15 protein-coding genes are annotated in these 18,509 nt (G+C 68.2%); 7 read left to right on the top strand and 8 right to left on the bottom strand.

The window, feature by feature from the left end; genetic code table 11:
- The 5 genes from EJK15_RS57095 to EJK15_RS57075 form a co-directional block, all read left to right on the top strand.
- Positions 1–3,299, top strand: a 3,299-nt coding sequence (locus EJK15_RS57095; RefSeq protein ID WP_138718816.1) for a non-ribosomal peptide synthetase, incomplete at its 5' end; no start/stop codon positions are given.
- Entirely contained in the window at positions 3,299–6,634 is a 3,336-nt protein-coding gene (locus tag EJK15_RS57090; protein WP_138718815.1) for a non-ribosomal peptide synthetase, read from the top strand. The genes EJK15_RS57095 and EJK15_RS57090, both read left to right, overlap by 1 nt.
- A gap of 3 nt (positions 6,635–6,637) precedes the next feature.
- Positions 6,638–7,861, top strand: coding sequence for a cytochrome P450 (locus EJK15_RS57085; RefSeq protein ID WP_138718814.1), 1,224 nt, complete (start codon positions 6,638–6,640; stop codon positions 7,859–7,861).
- A 35-nt stretch (positions 7,862–7,896) separates the two neighbouring features.
- Positions 7,897–8,790, top strand: a complete 894-nt coding sequence (locus tag EJK15_RS57080) for an SAM-dependent methyltransferase (RefSeq protein ID WP_138718813.1) — start codon at positions 7,897–7,899, stop codon at positions 8,788–8,790.
- Positions 8,787–9,833, top strand: coding sequence for a thioesterase II family protein (locus EJK15_RS57075; RefSeq protein WP_138718812.1), 1,047 nt, complete (start codon positions 8,787–8,789; stop codon positions 9,831–9,833). Before EJK15_RS57080 ends, EJK15_RS57075 begins: the two co-directional genes overlap by 4 nt.
- A 16-nt stretch (positions 9,834–9,849) precedes the next feature.
- On the opposite strand, the gene EJK15_RS57070 is transcribed toward EJK15_RS57075, so the two are convergent.
- The 4 genes from EJK15_RS57070 to EJK15_RS57055 all read right to left on the bottom strand — a co-directional run bounded on the left by EJK15_RS57070 (position 9,850) and on the right by EJK15_RS57055 (position 13,176).
- The gene (locus tag EJK15_RS57070; RefSeq protein WP_171075162.1) at positions 9,850–10,212 is read right to left on the bottom strand and encodes an acyl carrier protein; all 363 of its coding nucleotides are present in this window, start codon (positions 10,210–10,212) and stop codon (positions 9,850–9,852) included.
- Between the two features lie 51 nt (positions 10,213–10,263).
- Positions 10,264–12,033 carry a condensation domain-containing protein gene (locus tag EJK15_RS57065; protein WP_138718810.1) on the bottom strand — a complete coding sequence of 590 codons (1,770 nt, stop codon included), beginning with the start codon at positions 12,031–12,033 and terminating at the stop codon, positions 10,264–10,266.
- Positions 12,020–12,484 carry a DUF1062 domain-containing protein gene (locus tag EJK15_RS71870; RefSeq protein WP_171075161.1) on the bottom strand — a complete coding sequence of 155 codons (465 nt, stop codon included), beginning with the start codon at positions 12,482–12,484 and terminating at the stop codon, positions 12,020–12,022. The genes EJK15_RS57065 and EJK15_RS71870 overlap by 14 nt, the downstream gene beginning before the upstream one ends.
- A gap of 359 nt (positions 12,485–12,843) precedes the next feature.
- Positions 12,844–13,176, bottom strand: a complete 333-nt coding sequence (locus EJK15_RS57055) for a hypothetical protein (protein WP_138718808.1) — start codon at positions 13,174–13,176, stop codon at positions 12,844–12,846.
- A 159-nt stretch (positions 13,177–13,335) separates the two neighbouring features.
- Between EJK15_RS57055 and EJK15_RS57050 the strand changes: the two genes are divergently transcribed.
- Positions 13,336–14,604 (top strand): MFS transporter, encoded by a 1,269-nt coding sequence (locus EJK15_RS57050; protein ID WP_171075160.1) that lies wholly within the window; start codon positions 13,336–13,338, stop codon positions 14,602–14,604.
- A gap of 26 nt (positions 14,605–14,630) precedes the next feature.
- Here EJK15_RS57050 and EJK15_RS57045 read toward each other — a convergent pair whose 3' ends face one another.
- From EJK15_RS57045 to EJK15_RS57035, 3 genes are all read right to left on the bottom strand, one after another.
- Complete coding sequence (locus EJK15_RS57045) at positions 14,631–15,953, bottom strand: condensation domain-containing protein (RefSeq protein WP_171075159.1); 1,323 nt, start codon at positions 15,951–15,953, stop codon at positions 14,631–14,633.
- 232 nt (positions 15,954–16,185) lie between these two features.
- Positions 16,186–16,479, bottom strand: a complete 294-nt coding sequence (locus EJK15_RS57040) for a DUF4158 domain-containing protein (RefSeq protein ID WP_171075158.1) — start codon at positions 16,477–16,479, stop codon at positions 16,186–16,188.
- A 55-nt stretch (positions 16,480–16,534) separates the two neighbouring features.
- Positions 16,535–17,500 carry a helix-turn-helix transcriptional regulator gene (locus EJK15_RS57035; RefSeq protein WP_138718804.1) on the bottom strand — a complete coding sequence of 322 codons (966 nt, stop codon included), beginning with the start codon at positions 17,498–17,500 and terminating at the stop codon, positions 16,535–16,537.
- Positions 17,501–17,689: 189 nt separating this feature from the next.
- Here EJK15_RS57035 and EJK15_RS71865 point away from each other — a divergent pair, with 189 nt between their 5' ends.
- Positions 17,690–17,923: a heavy-metal-associated domain-containing protein gene (locus tag EJK15_RS71865; protein ID WP_171075157.1), complete on the top strand. Its 234-nt coding sequence runs from the start codon at positions 17,690–17,692 to the stop codon at positions 17,921–17,923.
- Positions 17,924–18,044: 121 nt separating this feature from the next.
- On the opposite strand, the gene EJK15_RS57025 is transcribed toward EJK15_RS71865, so the two are convergent.
- Positions 18,045–18,509 (bottom strand): universal stress protein (locus tag EJK15_RS57025; RefSeq protein WP_138718802.1); only part of this gene is annotated, 465 nt, incomplete at its 5' end.

The following is an 18,509-nucleotide window of genomic DNA, read 5'->3' as shown; positions in this document are numbered from 1 at the left end:
TCTTCGCCCTCGGCGGGAACTCGATCGCCGCTGTCAGGCTGTCCCAGCGGCTGCGCACGGCGATCGGGGCCGAGGTCCCGGTGATGACCGTCTTCGACAACCCGATCCTGCGCGACCTCGCCGACGCGCTCACCGCCGAGGCGGGCACCCGGGACGGCACGATCATGCCGGCGCGGGAGCGCGCGTTCTACCGGGTTTCGGCGTCCGAAGAGCGGATGTTCTTCCTCTGGGCCATGGAGCCGCAAGGCTGCCTGTACAACCTGCCGCTGGCGCTCATGGCAGATGCCTCGCTCGACCGCGATCAGCTCACGCGCGCGGTCAACGCCGTCGCAGCCAAGCATGACATTCTTCGTACCGTCTTCGACGTCCGGGAGGGAGCCCTCGTCCAGCGGATCATCCCCGAGGTCGCCCTCACCGTGGCTGATCTGGGCGAATCCGAGGAGTCCCTGGAGGATCTGGTAGGTCGTTGGGTCGAACCGCACGACCTGAGGACCGGTCCTCCGATCCGGCTGGGCCTCGCGCTCCGTCCCGGCGGGCATGCGTCGGTACTCCTCCTCGACACGCCGCACATCGTCCTCGACGAGGGCTCGATACCGGTGTTGTTCCGGGACCTCGCCGCCGCGTACCGGGGCGAGAGCCTGGACCAGGCGGCGCTGACCTACAAGGACTTCGCGGAGTGGGAGCACCTCTACCGCACCACGGACGCCTACCTGGAGGATCGCCGTTACTGGCTCGAACGGCTCGCCTCGCCCCCGGCCCCGCTGGACTTCCCCATGGGGGCGCGCCCGCCGGTGCTGACGACCCAGGGCCGGCGGCGCTCGTTCTTCCTCACCGCCGATCTGGCCGGGAAGCTGAAGAGATACTGCCGGGAAAACCGGTTCACGCCCTACATGGTGCTGCTGTCCGTCTACAAGCTGATGCTGGCCAAGTACGCGGGACGCACGGACATCGTGGTCGGCACGCCGGTCGATGGCCGCTACCACCCTTCGTGCGCCGACGTGGTCGGCATGTTCGGCAACTCGCTGCCGATCCGCTCCGCGCCGGTCGGCTCGAAGCGCTTCACCGACTTCGTCGCCGAAGTGCGCAGCGCCGTTGTGGAAGGGCTCCAGAGGCAGTCGTACCCGTTCGAGGAACTGGTCCGGGAGCTGGAGTTGCCGCGCGATCCGAGCCGCAACCCGTTGTTCGACTTCATGTTCGTCTACACGGAGCTGGAGAACTACCGCTTCGACATGGGTGGCAGCGTGGGCACCGCGGTGCCCGTCACCATCGGCGTCGCCAAGCTCGACCTCACCCTGTCGGCCTTCGAACGCGACTCGGAGATCGAGCTCGTCCAGGAGTACTCCACCGGAGTCTTCGACACGCTGGCCGTCGAGCGCATGGGGACGCACTACACGAGCCTGGTCGAGCAGGTACTGGCCCACCCTGAGCGAACGCTGGACGAGTTCCTCCTGGGGCCCCGCGAGCAGCCGGTCACTCGCAGTTCCGACCGGTCCGAGGAGGCCTCGGAGGCGGCCGGGCTCGGCCTCCACCAGGTCTTCGAGACCGTGGCCGACCGGATGCCGGACCGCACCGCCGTGGTCAGCGGCACCATGCGCCTGACCTATCGAGAGCTGGACGAGCATGCCAACCGGCTCGCGCACCGGCTCCGGGCGGCGGGCGTCGGCGTCGGCACACCTGTCGGACTGCTCATCCAGAACCCGCGCGACACGGTCATCGGCATGCTGGGTGTCCTGAAGGCGGGGGGCTGCTACGTCCCGTTCGACGAGGCCACGCCGGTGGCCCGGGCGCTCGCACTACTGGCCGACTGCGGGGCGCTCTGCGTCGTCAGCGACTGGGTGGCCGGCCGCGACCTGCCCGACGGACTGGAACTGCTCGACCTGCGCGAGGAGGGGGATGACCCGTCGCGGCCGGAGCCTCGCGGCTCGGACCGCGACCTCGCCTACATCATGTTCACGTCCGGTTCCACCGGGCGCCCCAAGGGGGTGATGGTCGAACACACCTCGGTACGTCGCCTGACCCATCGGCCCCGGTACCTTCCGATCTCCGATGGAGAACGGGTGCTGCAGGCCACCAGCTGGGGCTTCGACGTCTCGGCGGCAGCCCTGTACACCGCGCTGCTCAACGGCGGGACCGCGGTATGCCCGCAACGCGGTGAGCTCGTGGACATCCACGCTCTGCGCGCCATCGTCGAGGCCGAGGACGTCAGCCTGGCGTTCCTCAGCACCGGGTTCTTCCACCTGCTCGTCGACCGTGCTCCCGAATGCCTCGACCCGATCGAGACGATCGTCGTGGCCGGCGAGCGGCTCTCCGCCGACCACGCTCGCCGTACGGTGGCCCGCCTGGGCGCCGGACGGCTGGTCAACGCCTACGGCCCGACCGAGGGGACGATCTACGCGACCGCCCACGCGGTGGACGACATGGACGGTGTGGAGTCCGTGCCGATCGGGAGGCCGGTGGACGAGACCGAGGTCTACATCCTCTTGCCGAACGACGTGCAGGCCCCGATCGGTGTCGCGGGTGAGCTGTGCATCGGCGGACGCGCCGTGGCCCGCGGGTACCTGCACACCTCGGACGGCGATCCTTTCCAGCCCGACCCGTTCGTCGAAGGCGGCCGGATCTACCGGACGGGCGACCTGGCTCGATGGCTGCCCGACGGCACCGTCGATTACCTCGGGCGTCGCGACAGCCAGGTGAAGATCCGCGGGTTCCGGGTAGAGCTCGCCGAGGTCGAAGCCGAGCTCCGGCGCTGCGACGGGGTCGTGGACGCGGCCGCGACGGTGGTGACCGACGCGCAGGGCATGGCGGTGCTCTGGGCGTACCTCGTGGGACCGGACCACGAGCGGCTGCCCTCGATCACCGCCGCGCTCAGGTCGGCCCTCCCGGACTACATGGTCCCCAGCCGTTTCTTCGTCCTCGATCGCCTGCCTCTCAACGCGAACGGCAAGGTGGACCGGCCGGCACTGGACGAACGAGCCCGAAGCGTGGTCGCAGACGGGCAGATCGCCGTCGAAAGGACCGGCACCGAAGAGGCGCTCATCGGCATCTACCGCGACAAGCTCGGGTTGGGCGAGGTTGGCCCGGACGACGACTTCTTCGACGTCGGCGGCCACTCGCTCAAGGTCGTGGTGCTGATCGCGGAGATCCGGGAGATGTTCGGGGTCGAGGTGCGGCTCATGGACTTCCTCCCGACGCCGAAGATCCGGGTCCTGGCCGAACACGTGGACAACCTCCGCTGGCTGTCGCGGGCCGACACATCCCAGGACGGACCCGGCGAAGACCTCGAGGAGTTCGTGCTCTGATGACGACAGCGACTGCGGCCGAGGTTCGCGAACTGGCGGCGAGCCTGCGGCGCCTCGGTATCCGGCTCCGCGTCGAGGCCGGGAACCTCCGGATGGAGGCCCCTCGGGGGGCGGTCGGACCCGACCTGCTGGCCCGGGTGAGGAAGCACAAGGACGCGATCGTGCGCATCCTCGCCACCGGCGAATCGGAGGGGGTAGGCGCGCAGCTCCGTAGCCTCGCCGAGGTGCCGCGCGACTCCTGGCCGCTCTCCGGAATTCAGGAACGGCTGTTCTACCCGCAGTTCGCCGAGCCGGAAATGGTCGACTACCACATCACCGGTATGTATCGGATCGACTGGGAGCTCCACATGGAGCGCCTGGAGAATGCGTTCCGTGCGGTGATCGATCGGCACGAGGGATTCCGGACCCGGTTCGAATGGGGGGACGGCGATCCGATCCAGGCCGTGCGGCCGAAGGTGGCGTTCGAGCTGGAACGGGCCGGCCCCGGCCCGTTCCACCCCGGGGAGCTCGGGGACTTCGTGCGGCCGTTCGATCTGGCGCGGCCACCACTGCTCAGGGGGCGGCTCCACACCGTGGGCCCGGATCAGCATGTCCTGCTCATCGACACCCACCATCTGGTGTTCGACGCGGTGTCATGGCCGGTGTTCCTGGCCGACCTGCGCAAGGCCTATGACGGGAAGGACCTGGAACCGCTGGTTCCGGCGGCCAAGGAGTATGCCCTCTGGCAGCGCGACCTCGCCGCGCCGCACATGGCCCGTCTCGGCCGTTACTGGGACGAGCTGCTCGCTCCAGCGCCCATGTCGGACGGGACCACGGTGCCGATCCACCCGAGCCTGGAGCTTGGGGCGGGCGACGTACGGAGCGTGCGCAGGGCGCTCGACGCCGACCTGGTCGCATCGGTCCGCCGGTTCTGCCGGGAGAACGCCCTGACGCCGTCGATGTTCTACATGGCGGCGTACACGCTCGCCCTGCAGGACCTCGGCGGTCGTGCCGAGGCGGTCATCGGGTTCCCTGTGGACGTGCGTGCGGACGCCGGGTTGTCCTCCGTGATCGGCCCGCTGGTCAACACCGTGCTCATCCGGACGGCCGCCGGCGGGGCGCATACGGTCCGGCACTATATGGAGCGGATCCGGTCCCAGGTCACGTCGGCTCTCGAGCACAGTCACTATCCCTACGACGCGATGATCGAGCACGCCGCCGCGCGCCGGAACGTCCGCGAGGAACCGGTCGTGGACGGGTTCTTCAACTACACCGGCATCGGCGCACGCCAGGCGAGCGATGGTCTCTTCGTCCCTGTGGCACCTGGCACGGCCGCCGTCCTGCCGCTGCTGCCCTGCCTCAGCAGCCGGTACGCGGCGACGCTGATCGTGGTCGAGGAGCCCGGCCAGGCGCGGATCGAGGTCGAGCGAGACAGCACGCAGATCGACGAGCAGACCTGCCGCCACCTCGTCGACAAGGTGGCCTCCCTGATCACGGGGCTGATCGACGACGTGGACCGGCCGCTCGGCAGGTTGTCGGCCGGCCTCGCCGTCGTGACCGGCGCGACGACGCTGCCGGAACCGGGGAGCCGGAGCCCGGCCAAGGGGGGCCCGATGCCAAGCCGGAGTCTGATCGACCTGTTCACCGAGACCGTGGCCCGGTGTGGGCAACTGCCGGCGGTGACCGATCGCTCGGCGACCCTCACGTTCGCCCAGCTCGATGAGTTGTCGGACGCGGTCGCCGCGTGGCTGTCCGCCCACGGTGTCGACCCAGGGGACGCCGTGGCGTTCCAGATCGACCGCAGGGCCGGGCTCTTCGCGGTCCTGCTCGGCATCCTCAAGGCCGGTGCCGCCTACGTCGCCGTCGACCCGCGCTATCCGCGGGCCCGGCGTGACGCGATGATCGCGAGTGCCCGGGTCAAGGCTCTCGTCATCGAGGAGTCAGCCGATGATCTGGGGGACCCGGGGACGACGGTGCTGCGGTTCGGTGCGGAGCCGGCGCCGGAGGGTGCCGGGGAGGCTCCCGCGAGCCGGCCCGATGCCGGGGACCTGGCGTGCATCCTGTTCACCTCGGGCTCGTCCGGCGAGCCGAAGGCGGTCGCGCTGGAGCACGGGAACCTCGTCTTCTTCGCTGAGAACCCGTCTCTGCCCGCGCTCGGGTCACACGACCGCGTGGGGCATGTCTCCAACGTCTCGTTCGACGCGTTCCACTACGAGACCTGGTGCGCTTTCGCCGCCGGGGCCGAGATCGTGATCCTGGAGCCCCTGCCCGTGCTTCTCAACCAGGATATCCGCCGTGCCCTGCGCCGCCACCGGATAACGGTGATGCTGGTGCCGAGCATGGCACTCAACCACGTCGTCCGGGAGGACCGGGAGGCGTTCAACGACCTCCGTGTCCTGTGCACGGGGGGAGACGTGGTCCTGTCCGAGACGTGCGCGCAGCTGAGCGAGGGCGGGTTCCGGGGCGAGTTCTGGAACCTCTACGGACCCACGGAGGCGACCACGGCCTGTGTGGGCCACAGGGTCACCGAAGAGGACGGCCGGTCCGACTCGGTTCCGATCGGCAGGCCGTTCGAGGGCGTGAGCGTGCGGATCCTCGACGAGTCGGGAGCCGAGCTTCCTCCCGGTGAGATCGGTGTCCTCCACGTGGGCGGGCCTGGAGTCGCTCGCGGCTACCTGGACGCGGGCCCCGGCGGTCCGTTCACTTCGGGCGAGGAGGACGAGGACCGCTGCTACGCGACCGGCGACCGTGTGTGCCGGCGCGAGGACGGGATCCTCGAGTTCCACGGCCGCGCCGACAGTCAGGTCAAGATCCGCGGTTATCGGGTCGAGCCGGCCGAGGTCGAGCGCACGCTGACCGGCTGCGAAGGGGTTCACGCCGCCGCGGTCGTGCCGGTGGGCATGGGCCAGGACCGACTGCTCGCCGCCGTGGTCGTCGCCGACGCGACGGTGCGGCCACAAGCGCTGCGCGGCTACGCGGCGGCCGAGCTGCCGGAGTTCATGGTGCCGGCGGTGGTCGTACGTGTCGACGCGCTGCCGATCAGCGAACACGGCAAGCGGGACGCGGACGCCATCGCGGCGCTGGCGGCGACGGCGGCCCGGCGCAGCGCCGCGCGCGTGCCCCCAGGCGACGACGTCGAGCGGTACCTGGCCGATCTCTGGGAGGATCTGCTGCTGGTCGAAGGGCCCGGCGTGGAGGACGACTTCTTCGCGTTGGGCGGCAACTCGCTTCTGGCGTTCCGGATGATGCGGAGGCTCAAGGACCGATTCGGTGTCACGCTCGACGCCCGGACGATATTGGGCCAGTCCACGCTGGGCGGCCTGGCCGCGCTGGTCCGCGATGCGATGGCGGCTTGAGCTGTGGACGAGGCCATCGATCTCAACGACACCCGGCTGTTCACGGAGCAGCGGCACCACGAAGTCTTCGCCTGGCTCCGTGCGAATGACCCGGTTCATTGGAATGAGCCTTCGCACGGCATACCCGGTCACTGGGCGGTGTGCCGCTACGGTGACGTCACGGCCGCATACGCCGACACCGCCACGTTCAGCTCGGTCGGCGGCTCGGTGCACGGCGGCTCCTATCGTCAGGGCGGCGACAGCGCCGCAGGACGGATGCTCAGCGCGTCGGACCCCCCGTATCACCGTCTCCTCCGCAGGCAACTGCGAGAACTGTTCGGCGCTGACATGACGGCGCGGGTCGCGGCGCGCGCCGCCCGGCTCGCCGGGGCCGCGTTCGATCGGGCGCTGGCCGACGGCGGCTGTGACTTCGCCGTCGACATCGCCCCCGAACTCCCGGCCGCGACCATCATGGAGCTCCTCGGCGTTTCCCGCTCCGCGGCCCACGACCTGGCCGCCGTGACCAGACGGATCATCGGGTTCCGTGACCCGGAATTCGGTGGCGGGGACGGCGAGCGGGTCGGCCTGGCGGTCGCTCAGGCGGAGGTGTTCGAGTTCTTCGCCGAGCTGATCGCCGATCGGCGGGCTTGTCCAGGCGAGGACCTCGTCAGCGTGCTGCTGGCGGCGAGGGTCAACGGACGTCCGCTCCGGGAAGAGGACGTGTATTACAACTGCCTCAACGTCGCGGTCGGAGGCAACGAGACCACGCCGTACACCGCGACCGCGGGCATCCTCGCGCTCGCCGAGAATCCCGGCGAGCGCGCGGCCCTGGACGCCGACCCGGACCTGGTCGAGCCGGCAGCCGGCGAGATCCTTCGCTGGTCCTCCGCCAACGCCTACACTCGGCGAATCGCCACCGAGGACGTGGTGCTCGCGCAACGGAAGATCAGCCGCGGTGACTCCGTCACGTTGTGGAACGTCTCGGCCAACCGGGACGACGCGCAGTTCCCTGATGCGTCGCGGTTCAGGGTGGGGCGCACGCCCAATCGGCACCTCTCATACGGATCCGGCATCCACCGTTGCATCGGCGCGGTCATGGCCCAGGCCGAACTGACGATGCTGCTGCGGCTCATGACGGAGCGGAGGCTGAGCGTCGAGGTGGCCGGCGAGCCGGTCCGGTTGCGTTCGAACTTCATCCAGGGCATCACCAGTCTTCCCGTGGTCGTGAATCCGGGAAGGTCCGCGTGAGCACGGCAGGAATCTCAAAGGCACGGGAGCCCTTCATGAGCGAGCACCATGCACCCGACCCGGGACGGGTTTACAACTGCATTGTCGGGGGCGATGACAACCGCGAAGCAGACAGGGTCGCGGCTGCATGGGTCAATGCGGCCGCACCCGACTTCACCGCGATGCTTCGCGCGAACCGCGCCTTCCACCGCCGGGCTGTGCGATTCATGGCCGAACAAGGCGTCACCCAATTCCTGGACCTCGGCGCTGGATTTCCGATCTCACCCACCACTTATGAGATCGCGAGCTCGATAGACCCCGACGCGGTCGTGGTCTACACGGACATCGACCCAGAGGTCGGCGTACGACTCGGAGCGCTGCCCGGAACCCACGGCTCGACGGCTTTCGTGGTGGACGATGTGACGCGACCGGGCTCCGTGCTCGACAACCCCGCGGTACGGTCGCTGGTCGACTTCGGTCGGCCGGTAGGGGTCCTGCTCGTCGCCCTGCTGCATTTCGTCACCGAAGAGCAAGATCCGATGAGGCTGGTCGGAGAGCTGCGCTCGGCCCTGCCCGAGGGAAGTTTTCTGGTCATCTCACACGCGGCGTGCGACGTCCCCTGGGACGCCCGCAACTCCGAGAGCGTGTTGAAGGATGCCCTCGCCGATCTGACCAGGCGCACCCGGGAACAGGTAACGGATTTCTTCGGAGACTTCGAGCTCATCGATCCGGGTGTGGTGACCGTCGCGGAGTGGCGGCCGGACGAGGCCCTGGATCCAGCGGCGCCGCCACTGGGCATCCATTGCGGAGTCGCTCGAAAGACCAGGCCGTCTTCACGAACGGCCATGAGCCCGGCGGAGCACGCCGGCGAGCCGGCCCGGACGCGGCTCGACCGCGGCCAGGCGACCATTGGCGTTCCGGCTACGACACGTGCCGGAGGGAGACAGTGAGCCTGCAGGGGGGATTCAGGATCCTTCGCCGCGACGGCGCCGAGGTGCGGCTCCTGATGTTCCATCACGCCGGCGGATCCGCCGCCTCCTACCACCAGCTGGCGAGCCGGCTGCCGCCCTGGTGCGAGCCGTGCCTGTTCGAGCTCCCAGGGCGTGGGGTCAGGAGCGGCGAGCCGTTCGCACCCGATTACGCGTCCGCGGCCGGCCCGGCCGTCGCCGCCGTCGTCTCCACGGCGGACCGGCCGACAGTGCTGTTCGGGCACAGCCTCGGAGCGCTGCTGGCCCACACCGTCGCCTGCGACGTCCCAGAGCCGGCCAGGAAGATGATCCGTTCGGTCGTCTTCTCCGCCTGCCCGCCGCCGGGGTGGGTCGCCCGGCGGGCGCGGCACCCGAGCGGACCCTTCCTGCTCTGGCCGGCCGAGGCCCTCGACGCCGAGCTGCGGCGCCGGGGCGGTTGCCCCAAGGAGGTCTTCGAGCACCCTGACCTCCTTCGCTACGCCCGCACCGTCCTCAGCCAGGACATGCATCTCGTGGACACCTACCGTGCCCCCTCGGGAGAGCTCGCGGGTGGCGATCATCGCCTCTGGCTCGCCCGCGACGACCTCTCCCTCCCGCCCGGCACGCCCCAGGGCTGGACCGACGACCTCGGCGTCGCCCCAGGAACGCGGTGGTTCGGTGGCGGGCACTTCTACCTCGACACTCATCGATCCGAGGTGGCGGCGGCGTTGGCGAACCTCGCGGAACAAGCGCGGAGCTTCCAACGAGCCGATCACCAGGAAAGTTCGAACGTGTCCTGCGCGGGGCCCTTCGACGTGACAGAGTCCGAAATGCTGGCCATCGCGGCAGAGGCATGGCGCGCCGTCCTGGGCGTGACGGACGTGTCGGCCGCCGATGACTTCTTCGCCCTCGGCGGCACGTCGATCCTCGCCACCAAGGCGGTCGTCCTCGTCCAACGGCGGGTTTCGCGCAGGATCCGCCTCCGGACGCTGCTGGAGTACCCCCGTCTTGCCGACTTCGCAGCCGCTGTCATCCAAGAGAAATGAGCTCGTCGCTTTCCGATCACCCTGTGCCCGTGGCGCCGGCCCCGCCCATACTCCGTACGATCAGACGGATCTGCTCGGACAGGGTCGGCGCTTCGAGGATTTCGTTGATGGGCACCTCGGTGTCGAATTCATCGGCGATCATCATGACGAGCCTGATCACTGCCACGGAGCGGCCTCCGAGGTCATAGAAATTGTCATCCTCGCCGATTTCTCCGACCTGCAGGATCTCCTTCCATATGGCAACCATCCGCTCGGTGGGAAAGTCGTCCGTGCTGGGCGGGGGAGCGCTTCCAGCGACTCCATCACCTTGCTCCATCGGGCGGTCCGAGGCATGGTGCGCCGGAGGGGACCCAACCGGCCCGACCGTGAACTCCGTCATTACGTCTGCTCTTCCTGTCGCATCCATACGTCGGCACGGCGTACCTTCGCATCACTGCGGCCCGGCGTCTCCCATGGAGGGGAACACGCGCCCGGAGCCCTCTTTCAAGACGCTCTGCCGGCTCCAGCTCACAAGTCGCTCCGTGTCATCGGGTGCCGACTCGACCACGACGTACCACTGCGGCGTCATGACACCGTGCTCCTCAGGACCGAGGCGCGCCACGCACGCCGCGTGCAGCTCGCCGATGTTCACCTCGTCCTGCGACGTGACGTACGCGACGAGTGGCCGCCCGGCACCGTCCGGCGCGGTGAACACCCGGGCAGTGCCGTGACGGAGCTCGCCTTCAACGATCCGTTGCACGGCGCGCACGTCGATCCAATTGCCATCGACGCACGTCCACTCCGGTCCTCTCGCTACGGGACGGATTCGGCTGAGCGCCGCAAGCTCGGCAAGCAGGACGTCGCTGTCAGCCGCGGCGAGAAGGACGCGTTCGGCGCCGCGGAGAAGTTCTTCCATCGTCGCTTGCGGCGTCAGCCGGGTGTCGCAGCTCAGTTCGATCTCCAGTCGGGGAAACAGCCGCACGATGGTCAGTCGCACGGGCTCCGGACGGAACAGCTCGGGTGCGAACTCGATGCGGGAGTCCGCCGGCGCGCAGGTGTCATTGTCAGGAGCGTCGGCGATCGCGCTGACGTCGTTCACGACGACATCTCGATGGCTGTACATGCCCCGCTCATGAATCACCTCCTCGGCCGCCCGGATCAGCCGCGGGGCGTCGTAGTGGCCGTACCGGTACGCGGTCACGGCCGCCACGGTCACGTGCCGCACCAGGTCGTCGAACGAGTGGTGATCGGTTTCGAACGGCACCAGCGCCTCCTGGGCGATGGTGCCGACATAGTCTCGGGTGCCAGGTAAGAACCGGTTGCTGCAGGTCGCGTGGATCTTCATCGTACGACTGTCCGTCCACCAGGCCAGCACCATCGCCAGGCAGGTGAAAACGACCGTTGAGTGGCTCGCCGAGGTACGAGCCGCGATCTTGGTCATCGCTTGAGCGGCGGCACCGGAGGTCAGCGTGGCCTTCAGATAGCCGGCATCGGCGTGCAGCCGCACCGGCAAGGCCATCGCGCAGAGCGGAAGGCGCCGCATCTGCTCTGACCAATACCGCAACGTGGCGTCCAGACGGCGAGCACCACGGATGGAGCGCTCGTCGAGCGCCTGGTCGACCGGCTGCCGCCGGGGCGGTCCCACCACGCGCGTCGCCGGATTCACCATGAGGTCGAGCAGGTCGCGCTCGATGAGATCGGCTGCGGCCTGGTCTGCGGCGACGTGTGAGACATCCAGTCGCATGAGGGCCGGGCGCCCGTCGTCGACATAGACTGTGACACGCAGGGGCAAGTCGGTGGTGTGGTCAAAGGGCTCCACATGCCACATCGCCTGGGGCAGGCGATCCGGCGTTGCGCCGTCCGGGATCGGGAGGAAACGGACCGGTAGGAGGCCGACGCCGAGCACCTGCTGGACCGGCTCGCCCTCGATGGCGGGGAAGACCGTACGCAGCGACTCGTGCCGGGCGAGGAGCATCCCGAGCGCAGCGCGAATGTCGTCGACCGAAACGCTCGGGGGCAGTTCGACGATGTCGCTGAGGACGGCGGACGCGGGATCGTCGGGCACCCATGCGAGGACGTTGGCCTGGGTGAACGTGGCGGGCCAGGTGCCGGCGCGGGCGCCGGTGAAGGGAATGTGCGACATACCCTCCCTGAGGTCGCTGCTCACGTGTTCCTCCATCGCCGTCTTGGGGAACTCCTGTGTCCACTCAGGCACCGGCATCACGGCCTCCCGTCCCTGGCGCGACGCAGAACTCGAAGTCACGGCTCGCCTTGGCGTTCACATCGATCGGCATCGTGATCCGGCCGGCGTCGATGGCCTCGACCACCTTGCCGCGGCTGAGCGCGAGCCCGCGCATGAGAATCTTCACCGGCCGTATCGGCACCGGCACCTCGAAACGCACGAGAACGCGGCCGCCGCAGGGCGCGAGGGGCTGGACCTCCAGATGCCAGGCGCCCTCCCAGTCGAGCCGGTAGTTGTTGCGCCGGGCGATGTTCCGGTCCATCAGCGCCGCCGCGACGGACGCGGAGTCGTTGGACTCATAGCGGCGTATCCGCTCATTGCCCAGGACGGCGACGGGGACACGCTCATGGATCGCGACCTTCGACGTCCTGCCGCACTTGGCGCAGAACACGAGCAGCCAGACGTCCAATAATTTTCCATTGGCGTTCATGCGGAACTTCCCCGACGGGCGATGCAGCTTCGAGCTGCAGTCGACACACGGTTTCATGAGCTCGGGAAGCCTGGTCCCCCGTATCATCCACTCAACAAAATCCACGTCGGCTCGCAATCCGCTGTCATGAAAATCCCTTCGGCGCGCTCCACCACCGACCCTGGACTTTCCGGACATCGGCGCACAGGGACTTTCGCCGCGGAATTCGGCAAAGGTCGCGGCCGGCCTCGATACGAGAGAGGAGCGCAGCCCATTACGTGCGGCAGCACACTGCCATATCCGTCCCAGGAGTGTTAGCCCGGCAAGCGGCACGTCGAACGCACGTGGAATTGCCGCGGTGTTTCCGGATCCGGCCATTATCACGCCCGGTGTTCGTTCATCCAGCGGGGCCCGAAACGGTGCGGACGGATATCCGCACCCGGCCCGGCCGTCACCGGAATTTTCAACTGCTCAAAGCAACCGGTTGAACATCGTCTCGGCCTGATGGCCGACTGCTCCGGTGGCCGGCCCGTGACGACCACGTCGGCCGCGACGTCCTGGACCACCTGCCGTACGGCGTGCGGATCCGCCTCGGCGAACGCATCCTGCGCCGCGCCGAAAATCACATGAAAATCCGCCGGTGCCCGCGTAGCCTCGGACCGACTCCATGCCGTCTTCACCGACAAGCCGCACACCCTGATCCGGTCCAGCACGCAACTCAAGGCCAGGCAGGCGCGTGAGCGGTTACCGAGGGCGAGCCGGATAATCTGGCCGACCCGGCCGTCGCCGAGCGAGTCCTGCGGATCGACAACCGTTTGTGAATGTGTCAGCCTGCCCCGGATTTCGATCAGAATCTCATGAAGGGTTTCGCTGTGACCGCTGATCGTGAAATGGCGTCGAGAGGCTTCTATCGGCTTTGGGGTGCTCAGACCGTCTCCATGGTCGGATCCATCACCACCGCATTCGCGTTACCGTTGATCGCCGCTCTCGTTCTGAACGCCAGTCCATGGTCGATGGGAATCCTGGCCGCCGCGGCCGAGGCTTCCGTTTTGGTCTTCGGCCTGTCCATCGGTGTCTGGGCGGATCGATTCGAACATCTGCGGCTCATGCACGTGGCGAATGTTATCCGTTTCGCACTGGTGCTGTGCGTCCCGATCCTGTACGTGCTCGACTACTTGAACATGGCAATCCTGATTGCCATAACATTCCTTGTCGGCGCGTTTTCCATGCTCTACGATGCCGCGGTGGGGGCGTTCTTGCCGCGGCTACTCGGCGGGCGCGGCCTGGCGCGGGCGAACTCCTGGAACGAGGCGAGCGAGTCGGCCGGGGACGTGGCAGGGCCGGGGTTCGCCGGACTGCTTGTCCAAGTCGCGGGTGCGCCGATGGCGATGCTGCTGGACGCGGTCAGTTATGTGCTGAGCAGCGTACTGCTCACCCGGTTGCCGGCTGTCCCGCCCAAAGAGAACAACCAGGAAGATGACGAAAAGGGGCATTTGGCCGCCGTCAAGAGCGGACTCCGGGCGCTGCGGCGCTTTCCCTATCAGATGCCCATGCTGCTCGCCTCCACGCAGTTCAATTTCTTCGGGTCGATGTTCGGAGCGGTAATCATCCTGTTCTGCGTCCGAGACCTCGGGATGAACGCCGGGACCCTCGGGGCGCTGGCCATGCTGGGTGGTGTCGCCGGGCTGATCGCGGCGTGGACGGGGCAGCGGCTCACCCGGAAGATCGGCATCGGACGCACGCTGATGCTGTGCTATTTCGCCCCCTCTCTCACCGCTCTTCCCATCGGATTCATGGGCGAAGCCCCATTCCCTCTCGCTGTCGCGGCGATCGCGTTGTCGCAGTTCTTCTGGCCATTCTGGATCGTTATCATGCGGGTCAATTCTGTTACGCTCCGTCAGACCGTGGTGCCGAACCAATATCTGGCCCGGGTAGGCACGTGCATGGGATTCTTCAGCACCGGGATCATGACGATCGGAGCGCTGATCGGCGGCGCGCTGGGGTCGTCGCCTCTAGGCATGGGAGGGACGATCATCCTGAGCTCGGCAGGCCTGGGCACCGCAGTGGTGTGGCTGTGGTATTCCTCGGTGCGCGATCTTGAGGTTCTGCCGGACGTCGACATGGCGGCAGAGCCGACCTGACCGGGGGAGGCGGGCCTCCTCGAAACTCACAACGACTGCAATCCTTCGAGGAAGGATCGGGTGACAGACCTGGCCAGGTCCAGCGAGATCACGGCCGGATCCGCGAACATGCGCACCGCCAGATCGTCCGCGACCGATGCGATGACCACTCCGAATCGAGGTGTCCTGTAATCGGCAGGGTCCCCGTCCTCGATGAGAATCGACGAGGAGGGACCTCGGCTCTCATCCTGCTCGACCGGATCAGGGTCGAGGCGCAAGAAGTTCACGAAATGCCCGACGGCGCCGAATCCCAGGTAGTCGTCGTCGACGCCGGCCTCGGCCAGGACACCGCCCAGCTCATCCTGGTCATAGGCGGAATGCGCGTATCCGGTCAGCAGCGACCTCCACATCTGGGCCGCCGATTCGGGCGGCGGGTCACTCGACAGGTCGACACCGATCACGCCGTTCTGAGCGAGCATGCCCACGTATCCGTCCGATCCAGGCAGGTGCCGGTTCGAGCACGTCACCCCCAACGGAAATGAATCGATTCCCGTCTGTGCGGCGAACGACCTCGTCAGCGCCGCCATGGCGACGGCGGCCTCCGACGTCCTCCAGCGGACGGCGAGGTCCTCCACCTGCTTTCCCAGGCCGGGGCCGTGCCCCAGGACGACGGGAAAGCCACCGGATACCAAAGTTTCGTTCGTCTCGGAACTCGAAGGCCTTCCACCGAAGAGCCGGCCCGGATGTCTCTGGAGCACATCACGCATGTACTCAGCACTACGGCGGCTGGTCTCGGCGCCCTGCTGAGATTGTTCCTTCGCCGCCCACCGGACAGGCTGGCATGGAGGCTCGGGCAAGCCGGACGGCTCGGCCAACAGCGCCATGAACTCACGCTTCAAGATCGAGCCGGAGGCCCCGTCCACAATCATGTGTGACGCCATCATGACGAGCCAGGCCGGCGCTCCGCCGGCGGTCAGGATCCCGAATCTCACCAGAAACTCTTCGTCCCATGCGAAGTCCCCGCCCGCCACCTCCTGTGCTACCTGGTAGAGGTCCTCTTCGCTGCATTCACCGGTCCCGATCTCGCGGACACGGACAGCGAACTCGCCGTCGCCGTGCACCTGCTGGGCCAGACCGCCGCCAGGAGAATCCAGCAATCGTGTGCGAAGCGCCCCATGTCGCTCCACAAGCCTTTGCAGCGCGGACAGCACATCCCGATCGCCGTTGCCGGGCGGAATCGGCCAGAGCTGGTAGAGGTTGAACTGCTGCCGATTCTCCGGGTGCGCGACCTGTATCGTCCGGATATGGCGCTGGCCCCAGGTCAGCGGACCGAATTCGGATGTGAGCCCGCCGAACGAGATCTCATACACAGTATCTACAATGCCTCTCTTGTAATGGTGTCCATTTCGCATTTCTCGCCTTATGTTGTTTTAGCCGTCAACGGGCAGGAGTCGTAGACGTCCATGTTTTATCGCACAGATCGTCGTCGGCGGGAAGTCGTATGGCCGATCACCATGGCGCACCCGGCAAGCACGGCTGTGGTCACCGGAGCCGGGTCGGGTATCGGTGCCGCGTTCGCGCACCGGTTCGCCGCCGGCCGCCTCACCGGAGAAACACCCCCGACATGGGGCGGCACCTGAACCTGGGATCGGACAGGACCAACGCCCGGTGGAACAACGCCCGCGGCCCCTCCGCCGACGCCCACACCCGCGCCGCCACGTACTGGCGCACCTGCTGCTCACACGAGCCGAAGTCGCGATACCCCAGCAGCTCCCGGATCTCCCAGGCGTGCTCGTAGGCGGTCTTGGGCCGCTGGCCGTAGTCGGCGAAGCCGGAGATGGGGGAGCTACGCGTCGCTGGGACCCGCCGGCACCGCCGCGCGGTATTGGCGGTCACCTCGCCGGCAGGGCCGTCCCTGTGGGCGGCGGCGGGCAACTGGCGGGCACGGCGGTCAGTCGAGCCAGCCGAGCCGGGCCGCCCGCACCCCCGCCTGGAAGCGGCTGCTCGCGCCGAGCGCCGCGGTCAGCTCGCTCACCAGGCGGGTGATCGTACGCGTCGAGACGCCCAGGCTGCGGGCGATCGCCGAGTCCTTGGCTCCGGTGGCCAGCAGGCGGAGTACGGCGCGCTGCTGGTCCGTGAGGTCCGAGCCGTCCGGCGACCCTGGCACATCCTCCGGCTCCGAGGCCGTCATCCAGCAGTAGTCGTAGATCGCCGCGATCGAGCTGACCACGCTCGCACCGCTGATCAGCACCGCCCCGGCCTCCAGGTCGTCCGGGTCGGCCTGCACGATCGCGGTGTGCCGGTCATAGATGAGCAGGCGGGTGGGGATCACCGGCGCGACGCGAACCTCGACGCCGTGCTGCCTCCAGTGGCCCACGTACTCGCGGATCAGTGGGTTGGACAGCGAGATCTGCGCGTACAGGGCCCGGACCCGCACCCCGTTGCCCAGGGTCACCTTGGTGCGAGCCAGGCCCGCCTCCAGGGTCTCGCGCGTCCAGTTGGCCGGGGGCTGGAGCCCGAGGACCTCGTGGCTGCTCAGCTCGGCCAGTTCGTCGATGCGCTGGTTCAGGCGCGCGCGGTCGGCACGGGGGAAGAACTCGACATGTGCGTCGCCGCCTGCCTGCCGGGGCAGGTCGAGGTAGTGCTGGGCCAGTGCTGCCGTCCTGACGTGCTGCTCGACCAGGCGGTCGAGCGCGCGGTGGCTGCGCTGCAGGGTACGGGCGAGCGCGGCGGCCACGTTGACGGCGGTCTGCGTGCCGGGGTTCAGCAGGTTCAGCCGGGTGAGCTGGTCGCGCGCCCGTTCGATCTCCTCGACGGTCAGGCCCAGACTTTGCGCCGCCTCGGGCAGCGATTCGCCACGGCTGTGCATGCGTGCGTACAGGGCCTGCGCGACACCATCGTCCGTCGAGTCGTCCACCGCACTCCCTTCCAGGATGAATCTCGCAGAACCATGACATATCTCGCCTTGCTCCGGCAAAACCGCTTCCGGTTTCCGCCATGGCGTCTGCCGGAAGCCTCCGAGAGGTCCCTGGCCTACCGTTTTGCGGAACGATCCCTCTGGAGGGGCGAGATCCGATCATCGCCCCGGCACGAAGGAGGAATCCGGTTGATCACCGTTGCGTACAGCCTCGTCACCTACGAGGTCAGCAGCCTGTCCCCGGCGACCTGCGAGCACTGCCTGGCGGCCATCAGGTCCGAGCTCATCCAGGTCCCGGGCATCGTTGGCGTGGACGTCACCCCGGAGCGCTCGCGAGTGAGCGTCCTCACCGGCGGTCCCGTGGACCAGGGCCTCGTCCAGGAGGCGTTCGCGGCCGCCGGTTGTGGGGTGGTGGATCTGTGACGCCGCCGGGGAACTGGCTGGATGCCAGCGGCCGACCGCGGCCCTGACGCAGGAGGGCAGCACAATGTTCAGCGGCGTGCCCCCGGTTCCGCGAGAGTAACGGAGCCGGGGGCACGCCGCCTCAGCGATCGGCGCGGCGGGCGGCCGCGAGCGGCTTGGACGGGATGATGAGCGTGGGCCGGCCGGTGGAGTGCATGACGCGGGTGGAGGTGCTGCCGGACAGCGTCGCCTGTAGTCCGTGCCGTCCGCGGGAGCCCAGGACGATCAGTGAGGCGTCGAGCTCCTCGGCGACGTCCACGATGGCGTCGGCGACGACCTCCTCGGGGACGGAGGCGACGCGTGGCTCGGCCTTCAGTCCGAGAGTGCGGGCGTGCTCGGCGCCTTCGGCGGCCAGTCGCTCGGAGGCGTCGTGGGTGTTGGCGTCGATGTCGCGCAGGTGTTTCAGAGCGGGGTGGCCTTCGAGGTGGGCGGCGAGGCTCTCCAGCGGCCGGCGGGCGTACAGGACCACTGCGGGGGCGGCGGGGAACATCCGGGCGGTCTCCTGGATGGCGTGCCGGGCGCCTGGGGTGCCGTCGTAGGCGATGAG

It is taken from the genome of Nonomuraea basaltis (assembly GCF_005893125.1).
In the GTDB taxonomy this organism is placed as follows: Bacteria; Actinomycetota; Actinomycetes; order Streptosporangiales; family Streptosporangiaceae; genus Nonomuraea; species Nonomuraea basaltis.
This window is presented reverse-complemented; position numbering and strand designations above follow the sequence as displayed.